21 protein-coding genes are annotated in these 12,432 nt (G+C 55.9%); 14 read left to right on the plus strand and 7 right to left on the minus strand.

Annotation, left to right across the window (positions count from 1 at the left end; all coding sequences use genetic code 11):
* Positions 1-98: 98 nt before the first annotated feature.
* From ACEVJL_RS09395 to ACEVJL_RS09415, 5 genes are all read right to left on the minus strand, one after another.
* Entirely contained in the window at positions 99-473 is a 375-nt protein-coding gene (locus ACEVJL_RS09395; protein ID WP_374737612.1) for a PH domain-containing protein, read from the minus strand.
* Between the two features lie 26 nt (positions 474-499).
* A complete protein-coding gene (locus ACEVJL_RS09400) occupies positions 500-1,222 on the minus strand; it encodes a hypothetical protein (RefSeq protein ID WP_374737613.1) in 723 nt (240 codons plus the stop codon).
* 29 nt (positions 1,223-1,251) lie between these two features.
* The gene (locus ACEVJL_RS09405) at positions 1,252-2,088 is read right to left on the minus strand and encodes an MORN repeat-containing protein (RefSeq protein WP_374737614.1); all 837 of its coding nucleotides are present in this window, start codon (positions 2,086-2,088) and stop codon (positions 1,252-1,254) included.
* A gap of 173 nt (positions 2,089-2,261) precedes the next feature.
* Positions 2,262-2,618, minus strand: coding sequence for a helix-turn-helix domain-containing protein (locus tag ACEVJL_RS09410; protein ID WP_235398468.1), 357 nt, complete (start codon positions 2,616-2,618; stop codon positions 2,262-2,264).
* A 122-nt stretch (positions 2,619-2,740) separates the two neighbouring features.
* Positions 2,741-3,211, minus strand: a complete 471-nt coding sequence (locus ACEVJL_RS09415) for a hypothetical protein (RefSeq protein ID WP_374737616.1) — start codon at positions 3,209-3,211, stop codon at positions 2,741-2,743.
* A 57-nt stretch (positions 3,212-3,268) separates the two neighbouring features.
* On the opposite strand from ACEVJL_RS09415, the gene ACEVJL_RS09420 reads away from it, so the two are divergent.
* Positions 3,269-3,445, plus strand: coding sequence for a hypothetical protein (locus ACEVJL_RS09420; RefSeq protein ID WP_374737617.1), 177 nt, complete (start codon positions 3,269-3,271; stop codon positions 3,443-3,445).
* Between the two features lie 153 nt (positions 3,446-3,598).
* On the opposite strand, the gene ACEVJL_RS09425 is transcribed toward ACEVJL_RS09420, so the two are convergent.
* The gene (locus ACEVJL_RS09425) at positions 3,599-3,964 is read right to left on the minus strand and encodes a hypothetical protein (RefSeq protein ID WP_374737619.1); all 366 of its coding nucleotides are present in this window, start codon (positions 3,962-3,964) and stop codon (positions 3,599-3,601) included.
* A gap of 89 nt (positions 3,965-4,053) precedes the next feature.
* On the opposite strand from ACEVJL_RS09425, the gene ACEVJL_RS09430 reads away from it, so the two are divergent.
* The 5 genes from ACEVJL_RS09430 (at position 4,054) to ACEVJL_RS09450 (ending at position 5,476) form a co-directional block, all read left to right on the plus strand.
* A complete protein-coding gene (locus ACEVJL_RS09430) occupies positions 4,054-4,272 on the plus strand; it encodes a helix-turn-helix domain-containing protein (RefSeq protein WP_374737621.1) in 219 nt (72 codons plus the stop codon).
* A 30-nt stretch (positions 4,273-4,302) separates the two neighbouring features.
* Positions 4,303-4,752, plus strand: a complete 450-nt coding sequence (locus ACEVJL_RS09435; RefSeq protein ID WP_374737623.1) for a helix-turn-helix domain-containing protein — start codon at positions 4,303-4,305, stop codon at positions 4,750-4,752.
* 20 nt (positions 4,753-4,772) lie between these two features.
* On the plus strand, positions 4,773-4,904 hold the full coding sequence (locus ACEVJL_RS09440) for a hypothetical protein (RefSeq protein WP_325207271.1): 132 nt from the start codon (positions 4,773-4,775) through the stop codon (positions 4,902-4,904).
* 43 nt (positions 4,905-4,947) lie between these two features.
* Positions 4,948-5,151, plus strand: a complete 204-nt coding sequence (locus ACEVJL_RS09445; RefSeq protein WP_325207272.1) for a hypothetical protein — start codon at positions 4,948-4,950, stop codon at positions 5,149-5,151.
* 70 nt (positions 5,152-5,221) lie between these two features.
* The gene (locus ACEVJL_RS09450; protein WP_325207273.1) at positions 5,222-5,476 is read left to right on the plus strand and encodes an AbrB/MazE/SpoVT family DNA-binding domain-containing protein; all 255 of its coding nucleotides are present in this window, start codon (positions 5,222-5,224) and stop codon (positions 5,474-5,476) included.
* A gap of 143 nt (positions 5,477-5,619) precedes the next feature.
* Here the strand turns inward: ACEVJL_RS09450 and ACEVJL_RS09455 are convergent, their stop codons facing one another.
* The gene (locus ACEVJL_RS09455; protein ID WP_325207274.1) at positions 5,620-5,844 is read right to left on the minus strand and encodes a hypothetical protein; all 225 of its coding nucleotides are present in this window, start codon (positions 5,842-5,844) and stop codon (positions 5,620-5,622) included.
* A gap of 110 nt (positions 5,845-5,954) precedes the next feature.
* Between ACEVJL_RS09455 and ACEVJL_RS09460 the strand changes: the two genes are divergently transcribed.
* From ACEVJL_RS09460 to ACEVJL_RS09495, 8 genes are all read left to right on the plus strand, one after another.
* Positions 5,955-6,080: a hypothetical protein gene (locus ACEVJL_RS09460; protein WP_325207275.1), complete on the plus strand. Its 126-nt coding sequence runs from the start codon at positions 5,955-5,957 to the stop codon at positions 6,078-6,080.
* Positions 6,081-6,186: 106 nt separating this feature from the next.
* On the plus strand, positions 6,187-6,978 hold the full coding sequence (locus ACEVJL_RS09465; protein ID WP_374737624.1) for a helix-turn-helix domain-containing protein: 792 nt from the start codon (positions 6,187-6,189) through the stop codon (positions 6,976-6,978).
* Complete coding sequence (locus tag ACEVJL_RS09470) at positions 6,975-8,291, plus strand: replicative DNA helicase (protein ID WP_374737626.1); 1,317 nt, start codon at positions 6,975-6,977, stop codon at positions 8,289-8,291. The genes ACEVJL_RS09465 and ACEVJL_RS09470 overlap by 4 nt, the downstream gene beginning before the upstream one ends.
* Entirely contained in the window at positions 8,288-8,485 is a 198-nt protein-coding gene (locus ACEVJL_RS09475; RefSeq protein WP_374737628.1) for a hypothetical protein, read from the plus strand. The genes ACEVJL_RS09470 and ACEVJL_RS09475 overlap by 4 nt, the downstream gene beginning before the upstream one ends.
* 14 nt (positions 8,486-8,499) lie before the next feature.
* The gene (locus ACEVJL_RS09480; RefSeq protein ID WP_374737629.1) at positions 8,500-9,279 is read left to right on the plus strand and encodes a ParA family protein; all 780 of its coding nucleotides are present in this window, start codon (positions 8,500-8,502) and stop codon (positions 9,277-9,279) included.
* The gene (locus ACEVJL_RS09485) at positions 9,272-10,246 is read left to right on the plus strand and encodes a DUF3102 domain-containing protein (RefSeq protein ID WP_374737630.1); all 975 of its coding nucleotides are present in this window, start codon (positions 9,272-9,274) and stop codon (positions 10,244-10,246) included. The genes ACEVJL_RS09480 and ACEVJL_RS09485 overlap by 8 nt, the downstream gene beginning before the upstream one ends.
* Complete coding sequence (locus ACEVJL_RS09490; protein ID WP_374737631.1) at positions 10,243-10,596, plus strand: hypothetical protein; 354 nt, start codon at positions 10,243-10,245, stop codon at positions 10,594-10,596. The genes ACEVJL_RS09485 and ACEVJL_RS09490 overlap by 4 nt, the downstream gene beginning before the upstream one ends.
* Positions 10,597-10,609: 13 nt before the next feature.
* A complete protein-coding gene (locus ACEVJL_RS09495; RefSeq protein WP_374737633.1) occupies positions 10,610-12,325 on the plus strand; it encodes a PcfJ domain-containing protein in 1,716 nt (571 codons plus the stop codon).
* Positions 12,326-12,432 lie beyond the last annotated feature (107 nt).

Raw genomic sequence — 12,432 nt, forward strand, 5'->3', positions numbered from 1 at the left:
GGCCTCCTGTCATAACAAAACGAATGTTCGAATGGTGGGGGTTTGAGAAGCCGCCCGAGAGGGCGGCTTCTTTGCTGACTTGATGTAGGGCACAGAGATCAGAGAACTTTTTCGCTGATCATGCGGCAGATACCGGAGACATCTGCATTGGAGACAAATTCAAATTTGGCCAGGCCCATGCCGGAGAACCAGAGTTCCAGCTCGCTGTCCAGATCAATCACGCCGGCAGTTTCAACGGAGAACGCCTGGATCTTGCTATACGGAAGGCTGGTAAAGTCCTTTTTCTTACCAGTGATGCCTTGGACATTGATTGCAAAAATGCGCTTATTGGTAAAGACTACGCCGTCGCGGATGCCACGGAAAGACTGGATAATCTCTTCTCCAGGAACAAACATTGGCTGAATCATGCCGGAAAAATCGCTGTTGGGGACGGGTTTGAGTTTTAAATAAGAAGCGTTTTTAAAGTCAATCATGGTACAGTCTCCTTCTAAATATTTTACTAGCCTCCCGCGCACTTCTTGCAGGGAGTCAGACCTTTGGCCTGAGCCTCTGCCAGCGTGGATGGGATATAGGTGCCGTCGTTACAATGGTTGTCATAGTGATACCGTTTGCCGGTGGGGGTGATATAGACGGTGCGGCCATTGGACTGAGACTGCTGGTTCTGCTGCTTTTGCTGCTGGGCGGCCTGCTGAGCAGCAGCCTCTTCTGCCGCTTTCTGAGCTGCTGCCTCCTCGGCGGCCTTGCGAGCTGCTTCTTCTTCCGCGGCTTTCTTGGCAGCCTCCTCGGCGGCGATACGCTCCGAGTCGATGACAGTGATGGTGACAATCTGGCTCTTGACGCCGCCGGCAGAGACGGAGATCTCTGTGGTACCCTCAGCCTTGGGAGTTGCTACGCCCACCAGAGTGCCGTTGTCGTCCTGCGGGGTGAAGGTAAGGACGTCGGGGGCAGAGCTGGTGAACTCCACATCCGTGGCATCAGCACCTTCCTCCAGAACCAGAACGGGAATGGACTTGGTGTCCTTCACATCCAGCTCAATGGACTGGTCGCAGTCCAGGGAGAGGGAGGTGATGGCGGGGACTTCCGGTTCAGAGGTGGAGACGGAGGAGAGAGAGGCGGATGCATCGCTGTTGGATTCAGCGGCAGAGTGGTCTGTATCGCCGGAGCAAGCGACTAGAGAGACGGCAAGAGACAAGGAGATCCAGAACGCAAAAAGCTTTTTCATGGTTATTGTCCTTCCATTCTTAAGTTACTTTAGCCAAGAACATTAACGGATGATCCGATCATTACGATTGTATTAGTCGTTCCACCACTTACATTGTTATAGCCTGAGACAGAGACCGGTAACGCAGTGAAACAAATCATGGTCTCATCTAAGATATCCGGAAGGGTACCGTCGTATAAAATCACATAGCAATTAGAATCTTCATCGTAGGCAAATATAGAAGTTACGGTGTGCCCGTACATTGAATTTTGAAATACTTGAGTAGCTAATGCACGATTACACTGATATAGGCGCCCCTCTAATCCGTCCAGTGTTTTGGTCATCATAGGATATGTAAGGTCATCCTGGACAAAAGCGGAGGCTTTGTTTTGGGAATCTTCCGTGGTTGCTGGAAAAATATCAGCGTTCTCTTCCATGAAAGCCTGATTTTCTTCTGAAATTGAATAAGGAGCACCAAACGTGGGAGCAACAGAAACAAATAGTTCGCATGTGGTCGGAGTAAATAATCCATCTACATAGGTACCAGTTTCCAGTTCGTTACTTCCATCCCAAGTTGTTTTTCCCTGGCCGTGGAATTTTCCATCTTTAAAGCCACCAGTGTAGATCCATGTGACGCCATTATCATTCATAGAAGAAAACGTGCCTTGTCCGTTAGGAATGCCATCAATCATCTCACCTGTATAGGTGCCCTCACGAGTAATTGTGGATATCTCTTTTCCTGCGCTATCCCAGCTATCCCACGTAATTGAGATGGTTTTGTTTTCCACATTTTCAATCTTTGGCTCAGATGAAGCACTCTGAGTGCCACAGGAGGAGACAAAAAGTAAAGCAGAGATGAGGAAAGCTGAGAATATGTATTTTTTCATTTCAATCATCCTCTTACAAAGTGTCCAACTTGAACACAATTTTTTTCTGCTCTATTGAAATAATAGAACAGATGTACTATAATTGTCAAACAGAATAGTGGTAGAGAGGAGCGATAGAATGGACGATGATCCTGCACGCCGCATCCAAGAATTTCGGGCGCTGGAGCGCCTGCTCACTCCTCAACAGGTTTCTTTGGCTCTTGCTGCTGTGCAGCGGTCTGAGCCAAATAGCGCATGTAGCGCAGCGCCTCCTCCTGAAGCTCTGGAGGAAGTGATCTGAAAATCAATTCATTCTCTGACGGGGGTCCGGCATCACTGCCGGGCTCTATTTTTTCGCCCAGCAGCTCGCTGGTGGTTACACCCAAGTAGTCTGCTAGCATCTGTACCTTGGCCACGGAGGGGGTTCGTCCACGCTCAATATCGTTTATGAAACTACTCCCAACGCCGCTTTCTTTGCAGGCATTAGTCGGCTTAATGCCTTTCTTTGTACAAAGGCGTTTGATATTTTGCACAAAAACGTTGGCATCCAAGAGGCACCACTCCTATTATAAAAAGAATTTGGAAATTGCGCATAAATTGGAAAACGCGCAAATTATTTATTGACAATCCGCAATTGCGGATTTATGATTTACTCACAGCAAGTGATTTAGAGTCAAACGAGAGGGGGATCTGTCATGAAGAAGTTTTGGAAAGAGTATGGCTCAACCATTCTATTATCTGCGGCAGCTTCGGCAGCATGTAATTTGTTAATAAAGTGGTTACAAATGCAACAATAATCGGAATCCAGGCGTTTTTCAGCCAGAGTTCCCGCCGGTGCTTTTTTTTCTGAATATTCATGATCCTGCAAGACTTTCTTTCCTAGATCCGTCAGACGGTAAGCGTCCAAGTATTCCTCTTTTAGGACAGTACCGTCCCGGAAGGTTCGAGTGTCCTGCGTGATGAACCAGTCGTTCCGATCCCTAGTACCAGGGGTATGATAACGGCCGCTGGAACACATTTGCTTCACACGAAAGCTAACTGCCGAAATATTGGGGAGCCCACTTATGATGGAGTCGAGACTTGTAGGCTCATGAGCCCTTATAAAACGTAAGATTTCTGCGTCAATGTCGTTGATTTCTGGCATGGCACACACCTTTTGCTGTTAATGTGATTTAAAGTCAAACGAGAGGGGGGAGAAAGGGTGGACCAGATGGAAGCAATCTTAAAAGAGCTATCAGCTATCCGAGCATTGCTTCAACAGCTTCCAGAGCTGCAAGGTGCGGTATTACTGCAAATGATCGAAGAGTACCGCGCCGCACAACTGGAGGGGAAGAAGGTATCCGACCTGTGGGTCATTGCTCCGCCCAGTTCGCGGTAAAGAAGATCGGAGGTGATACAGGTGCTGATTTTTACGTATGCTTCCGCCGATCTTTCGGAGCAGCAGCTTGTGCTTATACGGAAGAAGCTGGAGAAGGAGACGGGGCAGAGCTGCCTTGTGGTCCAAGGCTGCACCGGTGTTTATGAAGTCGCGTCAGAAAAAGAACGACTTGATGAAGGCGGCAAGTGAAATGACAAGCGTTGCAATGTCACAGACGATCTGCCATTTCCAATGTGACGAATTCGATTGCGAGCGGCGTAATGCAACCCGCCCTTTATCGGTAATCCGGATCGCGTTGAGCGGGATTGTAATTACACCGGGCCCGGGATGTTCATACGGATATTTTTCGGAGTAGCATCGCTCGATCAGATTGGTGCGGTGCAGATAGGGATATGGGTCCATTTCATCTGTAAGCGGTTCGTCAGGCATCACACCACTATTTAGAAGGGTCCTTAATATCTTTTTTTCTGTTCCTGATAGCTCGATGGCACTTGTATCTATTTCCTGTGCTCTTTGCATGGGATCACCCCAATGAGATATAAATATTTATTTTATTCTATCACGCTTGCCAGTGGCAAGCAACACCAAAAAGAAAGGAGGAGTGCGCGATGGTGTACGAGAATCGGCTCCGGGAGCTCCGGGAAGCCAAGGGGTTCTCCCAGGTAGAGCTGGCAAGGCGAATCAACGTCACGCCGGGATCGGTGGCCCACTGGGAGCTGGGAATGAAGAATATCTCCATGGGCAACATTATCGCCTTGTGTGATCTGCTTGGCTGCACAGCCGATCAGCTGCTGGGCCGGGAGCCCCCTGGCCGCACCTCTGCTTAATAATTCTACCTCAAAAAGGAGGGAGTTCCCATGCCGGAGGAATACCGGAATATCTATAAAATAGCTCGACGGAATGCCGGTATCACCCAGGAAGCGGCCGCAGAGCAGCTGGGTATCAGCGTGGAGAGTGTACGTGCCTATGAAACCGGCCAGCGCATCCCACCCAATCATGTAGTCTCACGGATGGTGATCTGCTACAACGCCCAGCGTCTGGCTGTGCAGCACGTCAACCTGTATGACGAGCTGGCGTCCAGCATCATCCCCGTGATCCAACCCCGTACCTTGATGGAGTCTGTGGTGCGGCTGTTCAACCGGCTTACCCGGTTTGCCAAGAACCACTCGGTGGAACGTCTGATGCAGATCGCCGAGGATAACCGGGTCGATGAGGAGGAGCGAGCGGAGTATGACGCCATCGTAGAAGACCTGAAGGAGCTGATCCAGTGCGGCATGGAGCTGCGGTTCTGTGAGCACGGGGACTGACATATCGGAGGGAGGCTAACATGACCAAGAGAGAGTATGAGTCCATGACTCGGCAGCAGCGGCGTCGCTGGTACATGGAGAATGCAAAGGCGGCAGTGATTATGAGCTTGGTGGTCCTTTTGGCGGTAACCCTTCCAAGTTTTGTGGGATAGGACAGACTGTCAAGGGAATAGACTTTCGTGAGGAGGCGATATTATGCCGGCAAATCCTGACGATCTCGTCATGTCGTTCGATACGCCCAATGGAGCCCATGTGGAGATCTACGACACCTACTGTAAAAACTTCACCCAGGAGGACAAGGACCGGGCAGACGCCAAATTCAACGAGATCCTCTATCGCGCGGAGATGCGCAAGATGATGGCCGCCCGGGGCCTGGGCTCAAGCCAAGGCCATGGGTGAGACGCCCAAGAAGCATTACATAAGAAACGCCCCACCGATGGCCGGTGGGGCGGAGAATGGGAGGATTTTTATGACTGCGATCATTCGCAGAATGGACCCGCTGGGGCGGGTGGTGATCCCTAAGAGCATCCGGGAGCAGCTGGGCTGGCAGGAGGGCACGCCCATTGAGGTTATCGGGAGCGACGACGGCATCTACCTGCGGGAGCAGCAGACGCTCACGCTGTCTGAGCGGGTGCGCCGTCTGCAGCGTGAGGCAATTCAGGAAGGGGCACCTGTCGGGGCGATCTATCACCTGAGTAAGCTCCTGAACGTCCTAGAGGGCTGATGGATGTGGGAGAGGAGGGGGAAAATGGAAGTTATAATTGAGCTGCAGAGTATGGAGTGCTTAGAGGCCGTATTAAGCAAGGCTTCTGACCTGCAAAAAAAATACCCTGACGCTATGATAAGCATCAGGGTGAAAGGATGACGTTACGCTTCGTAAACGTCAATAGCTCGGATACCCGAGCCGGAAACACTTCCGGTACCATTTGAGGAATGTACCCAAAGTGTTCTTCCGATGGGGAAATGATGATTCAAGAGCTCTTCTCCTTCGACAGTCATTTCAGTTCCAATCACATCGGTATAGACGATTTTGGTGACATCGTCGCAGGTATAGCAGTCTCCCTTTTCATACGACACGGAAATTCGGATCATAAATCTCACCTCCTTTCTACCGTCCTAATTTTACCACGGGCGGGGAGGTGGGGCAACAGAAGACAATCCCTGGCTAGATTGGGACATGAATACAAAGAGAGGTGTAGATAATGTGGGAGCGACTGCGAAAAAACCACCCCGGCCTGTACGAGGCACTGGAGTGGTTCGGGTTGGGGCTGTCCCTAGTGGCAGCCGTGCTGGCTGGTTTGACCTACTGGGCGGCCGTCATGGCATAAAAAATGCCCGAGGGCTTTGCCGACCCCCGGGCCGATGGGCGGAGCCCACCGTGAGAACACTTGTATGATAGCACACCACCGTGAGAAACGCAAGAGGTGATTTGAGATGGGGGAGATATACCGGAGTTTATACTCCGTGATCCCGGCCCGGGTGCGGGATGACCACACCCTGAGGCCCAATGCCAAGCTACTATATGGAGAACTGTCCGCTTTGGCCCAGGCTGAGGGCTACTGCTGGGCCTGGAACGCTCGGTTGGCCGAGACACTGGGCATTTCCAAGCGGACCGTGGAGGGGCTGCTCAAGCAGCTCAGAGATCGGGGCCACATCCATATGGAGGTGGAGCGGGATCCAGAGAACCAGGAGGTCTTATGCCGGAAGATCTGGATCTGCGGGCCACCTGGCTCCACTGTACCCCCTCCCCTTAAAAATGCGGGGAGGGTCCCCGCAAAATTAGGGGGACCTCCCCGTAAAAATGGCGGAGAGAATAATACAAGTAATAGTACAGTAGAATATCCCCCCTATAATCCCCCCAAGGGGGAAACGCCAGCGAAAAAGCGCGGCAAGCGGTCCAATGCCCCGAAAGAGGCTCCGGACTGGAAGCCGGAGCGGTTTGCGGACTTCTGGGCTGCGTATCCATGCGGCCGGTCCAAACAGGCGGCCATCAAAGCCTGGGACAAGCTGAAGCCGGACGACGCGCTGCTGGTGGTAATGGCCCGTGCCCTCAAGCGTCAGATGGCAAGCGAGGAGTGGCAGCGTGGCATTGGGATTCCGTATGCGTCCACCTGGCTCAATAACCGCCGCTGGGAGGATGAGGACAAGCCTCGGCCCACCCGCACTCAAACTGCCCAGGGTGAGTCGGCTCGGGTGTTGGAGGAGGAGGGGACCTACCTGCTATGAGTCAATACTATGACGCGCAGCGCTCGGTGATCGGCTCCATGTTGCTGGACGGTGACAAAGTAGCCGGTACCGTCCTTCACCGGACCAGGGAGGAGGACTACACCGGAGAGTACCGGACTTTGTTCAAGGCCTGCCGGGATCTTTTTCAGGCCGGAAAGCCTATCGACCCGGTAACGGTTAAGGATCGGGTCGGCCCCCAGTATGTGACTATGCTGGTGGAACTGATGGACGAGACGCCAACTGCCGCCAATGTGGAGGTCTACCTGGATATCCTGGTGGAGCAATCCAAGCTCCTGCGGCTCAAGAGCCTGGCATCCAGCATGGTGAGCTGCGTATCTCTGGAGGATGCCCAGGTTATTGCTCAGCAGCAGCAGAGGCTCCTGGGTGAACGGCCCGGGGTGAAGATCGTGAGCATGGAGCAGGGCCTTCTAAACTTCTACGAGCGCCAGCGCCAACCCGCCAACTTGATTCCCTGGGGGATGGAGAAGGTGGATGGCACCTTCCGGTGCGAGTACGGCGACTTTGTGGTGCTGGGCGGCTATCCCAGCGCGGGCAAGACAGCGCTGTCTCTCCAGCTGGCCTGGACCCAGGCCAAGGACAAGCGGGTTGGGTACTTCTCCCTGGAGACCCACCCGGACAAGATCATGGACCGTACCGTCACCGCCGTGTGCGGGGTAGACTTCGGCCGGATCAAAGGGCATACCCTCCAGGACGCGGACTGGAGGGAAATCGAGTACCGAAGCAGTGCCATGGTAGGCCGGAAGCTGGAAATTATCCAGGCGGGCGGCCTCTCCGTGGTGGATATTCAGGCCCTGGCCCTGGCGAGACGGTACGATATCATCTACATCGACTATTTGCAGCTCATTGCCCCAGATGACCGGCGGCGCAGCGACGTGGAACAGGTGACCCAGATCTCCAAGGACCTGCATGTGATGGCCCAGACTACAGGCATCACCGTGTGCGCGCTGTCCCAGCTCTCCAGACCCCAGAAGGGCGGAGAGAACGAGAAGGCCCCGGGGCTACATTCCCTGCGCCAGTCCGGCCAGATCGAGCAGGATGCCGACGGAGTTCTGCTGCTGTACAAGGAAGAGCCCAACAACCCCCGCAGCCGCCGCTGCCTCAAAATCGCCAAAAACAAGGACGGCGAGGCGGGCGGCATCGTCTACCTGGTCTTTGACGGCGCGCACCAGCGCTTCAAGCCCAGCGTGGTGGACAAGCCGGTGCGCCGGGAGCCGGAATACAAGCAGATGACCTTTACTACCCTGGCGGACGATGGACCGCTGCCCTTTGACGAGGGAGGTGACGCGTCGTGAAGGTGGGAGATCCCATTCCATTCCTCCCGGACTGCTGGGTCCACGGCCAGGGATCGGAGAGTGTACAGGCACGCACCGGGGCGGTGCGGGGCAAGGTGGTCTGCATCCATCCCAAGGGCCGTTACTACGTAGCCGAGGGCCAGGTGGGAGGCCGCACCATCCGGGAGGCATTTCAGATTATCCCAAAAAATTGAGAGGAGTTATCACTGTGAGAACTTTTGCCATTGTTAACCGCAAGGGCGGGGTAGGCAAGACCACCACCGCCGTGAATCTGGCCTATGTGTTGGCCACCAGTTGCCGCATGCGGGTGCTGCTCATCGATGCCGACGGGCAGGCCAACGCCACCGGCATCCTCCTGCCCAAGGGAGAATATGCGGGCCTGGGGGCGCTGCTCCGGGGCTATGCTATCTGTTACGACGAACTGACCGTACATACCGACGTAGAGGGCCTGGACGTGCTGCCCGCCTCGGAAGACCTGTGGGCCCTGGATCTGGAGGCGGTGACCTCCGACCCCGGCCGTTCCTTCCGTGCTCTGCGGGATTTGCGAGAGGCCGTGGAGGAGGACGAGAGCTACGACGTGATCGTCATCGACTGCCCGCCCAACCTGTCCACCGCCTGTGTCTCCGCCATCTTGGCCAGCGATGCCATCATCATCCCCGTGCTGTCCGACGTGTGCTCCACCGTGGGAGTGTCCGGTCTGGTGGAGCAGATCGATGACCTGCGCTCTATCCAGCCCACTCTGCGGGTGGCGGGGGTGCTCTTTAACCAGTGGCACCGGGCCCCGGTGGTAGACGACTCCATGACTACTCTGCGGGAGGAGTGCCCGGTCCCCATCTTTGACACCGTGATCCGCCGCACCGACAAGGTACCTGAGTCCAGCTGGGCAGGCCGGGCCGTCCAGGCCTGGAGTCCCTGGTGCTCCGCCGCTCGGGATTACCGGGCGTGGGTGGCTGAACTGCTAAAGAAGGAGGGCATGGTCCATGAGTAAGCCGGATTTAGGGCGAATCATCGCCCAGACTATGGCAAGACCCGCTGAAGGGCGCACTATTGAAGCCATCACCGGGGAGATCCTGGATGCCAAACGCAAGGGCGGGGAGGCCATCCTTACCATTGGCCGGTGCCTCATCGAGGCAAAGGACATGTTGCCCCATGGGGAGTGGCTTCCGTGGCTCAATGAGCGGGTAGAACTGTCGGAGAGGACAGCTCAGAAGTTTATGCGTTTGGCCCGGGAGTGGTCAAATCCGTCCGCGCTGGCGGATTTGGGGGCAACGAAGGCGCTCATGCTTCTGGCTCTTCCCAAGGAAGAACGGAACGATTTTGTTGAGGATAACAATATCGTTGACATGACCACCCGCCAGCTGGAGCAGGCTATCCGGGAACGGGACGAAGCTCGCAAGGCCGCCGAGGCGGCCAAGGCGGAGGCCAGCACAGCCGAGCAGGATCGGGCTAAGATGGCCGATGATATGGCCATGACGAAGGCTTCTCTCCGGGCCGTTCTGGAAGAGAAGCAGCGGACTGTTCAGGATGTTGACCGACTCCAGCAGGAGCTGGCCGAGCTGAAAAAACGACCAGTTGAGGTAGCCGTGGAGACTGTGGCAGATCCGGAAGCTCTGGAGAAAGCTCGGGCAGAAGCTGTAGCCGAGATGCAGGCCAAGCTGGACCGCGCCAAGGAACGACAGAAAAAAGCCGAGGCGCAGGCCAAGGAGGCCCAGGCCGCTCTGGAACGGACCCAGGCCCAGCTTCAGGACTCGGAGCGGGCCCGAAAAAACGCGGTGCTAGCCTCCGACGAGGACATGGCCACCTTCCAGGTGTTATTCCAGCAAGCCCAGGACCAGGCCAACAAAATGCGGGGGATCCTCCTCAAGCTGCGGGGGCGGGCCGATCAAACCGCCGCCCAGGGGGTGGAGAAGGCCATGCGGGCCTTGTCCGAGGCCATTGGGAGGTGCGCAGAATGAGCGTATGGTACGACCAGGCCAAAGTGCGGTTGGAATCGGAGTGTAAGACGATCAAAGGACAGAAGGAGCGGGCCATGGGCTCCGCTGTCCGGGATGCCCTGCTGGAGTTCTGCCGACAGAACGAGGAGTTTGCCCAGGCCGTAGTCCAGGGCGGAACCTTTCAGGACTGCATGGCCGCTGTGGCTAAGGGGGTAGGCGGCTCTATCTCTGATCTGGAGGCCTACCGCCGGGCGGTCTCCTTCTACTTCGATGGGGCCAAAGTCAAGTTTCAGATGGTCATTGAGCTGGAGCCGGCGCAGACAGAGCCGGATCGGGGCGGGCTGCTGCTGAACCTGTCCGACTTCTTCTAAGGGGGCGGACGGGATGAGTTACACCGAACAAGAGCGTGAGATCCTCAACGGCTGGCCCACTGTGACCGAGGAGGATCTGGTGCGGATGAACGACCTGTTCCCGCACTACCTGTTTTTCCGCCGGATGAACACCCTGGGGCTGGTGACCCTTGACCTGCGGGCCTCCTGCTGCGGGCACCGGGAGACCAGGCCCGTCCTGCCCCGCACCGAGACCCCGGAGCACTGGGACCTGCTGGACCACCTCAAGCACAAGGAGTCCTGGACCTGCCCCTGGTGCGGCCGCAGCGTGACGGCCATTAACCTCAGCAAGGCGGGCAAACGAAAAAAACTGGCGCAGAGCAAGAATACCTTGCTCCTCCATGCCCGAGGAAATGAACTGTATGCCGACGCCCTGGTTCTCCGGAAGGACTACGAAGATGACGCCGCCCTCACCGCCCGGCCCACCGCCTGGTGCTCCAGCGGTTACCGGTTTGTCAAAGGAGAGGTGATGCAGGCGGATCACCAAGTATTCGATGAAAAACCCGTTATTACCTACGAGCGGGACAAGCTGGGCCGACGGAAGTGGGTCCAAGAGCCCTTTAAGTTGGGGAGCATTTCCTTTTACCAGCATGAGTCCTACTCCATTCTGAACCGGGAGGTTCTGGAGAGCCACCCCTTCTTCCAGTACTGCGGATACTTCCACCATTGGCAGTACCGGCCGGGCGGAGCCCGGGGGTATGCGGTCAAGTTCTCTGATTTTATCTCCTACCTGACCGCCTACGCCATCTACCCCAGGCAGGTGGAGATGCTGGTCAAGAGCGGACTGTATCGGCCCATAGCCGACCTGATCTTTGAGCGAAAGAAAAACGCAGCGGCTATGTGCTGGGAAGAGTCCGACCCGAAAAAGAGTTTCGGTCTCAACAAGCGGGAGCTGTCCTGGTTCCTGGGTGTCCAGCCGCCCATGGAGGTGCTGGCGGTGCGAAACTATGTACGCCGACACTGGGGGAAGTGCTGGGACCTCGCATTCTGCTATGACTTTTTTAACCTATGGGGTGTGCATCAGGCACCCATGGAGGTGCTCCGGTTCCTCAAAAAATACAACCTGGACCCGAACCGCTTCTTGCGGTATCTGGACGGGGTGTTTGCCCAGAATGAGGAGTATTATGCCACCCTGTTTGAGGTGTACCGGGACTATCTGGAGGCAGCCTACCAGCTTGGATACTGCATGGAGCACAGCAAGGTGCTGTGGCCGGAGCAGCTCTACACCGCCCACGACACCCTCACCGCAGAACTGGAAAAGCGGTACACGGAGCCAAAAGGCAAGAGGATGGCCGTAGATGGAAAGTCCCGGAAGGAAAAGTATGAGTTCGAACTGGACGGCCTGCGGATCATCTTCCCGCTGACGGCCCAGGCCATCAAGCGGGAGGGAAAGGATCTGGACCACTGCGTGGGCGGCCATGCTGAGCGGCATATCAGAGGGGTGCTCACCATCCTGTTCCTGCGGAAGTCCGACCAGCCTGGGGTACCCTACGTTACCATTGAGATGAGAGGGAACCAGATCCAGCAGATCCACGGGTACCACAACGAGGTGGGCACCGGAGCCCAGAATCCCAGGGTGGTTCACAAGGCATTTCTGGACACTTGGCTGCGATGGCTGCGGGCGGGGAGCAAGCGCAACGAGGACGGAACGCCCAAGCTGCCGAAGGTCAGGAAAAAGGTAAGCCATGAACCGGCCACCCGTACAGCTTGAACCATGCACGGCAAGGTGCCGGGGCCAGTCCTGCTGCAACTGCTGCGGGGAAGCCCCGGCCATGCACCGGACAGACGGCGGACGGTGGTTTGACCGGTGGGATCCAC

The organism is Flintibacter porci, assembly GCF_041925195.1.
In the GTDB taxonomy this organism is placed as follows: domain Bacteria; phylum Bacillota; class Clostridia; order Oscillospirales; family Oscillospiraceae; genus Lawsonibacter; species Lawsonibacter porci.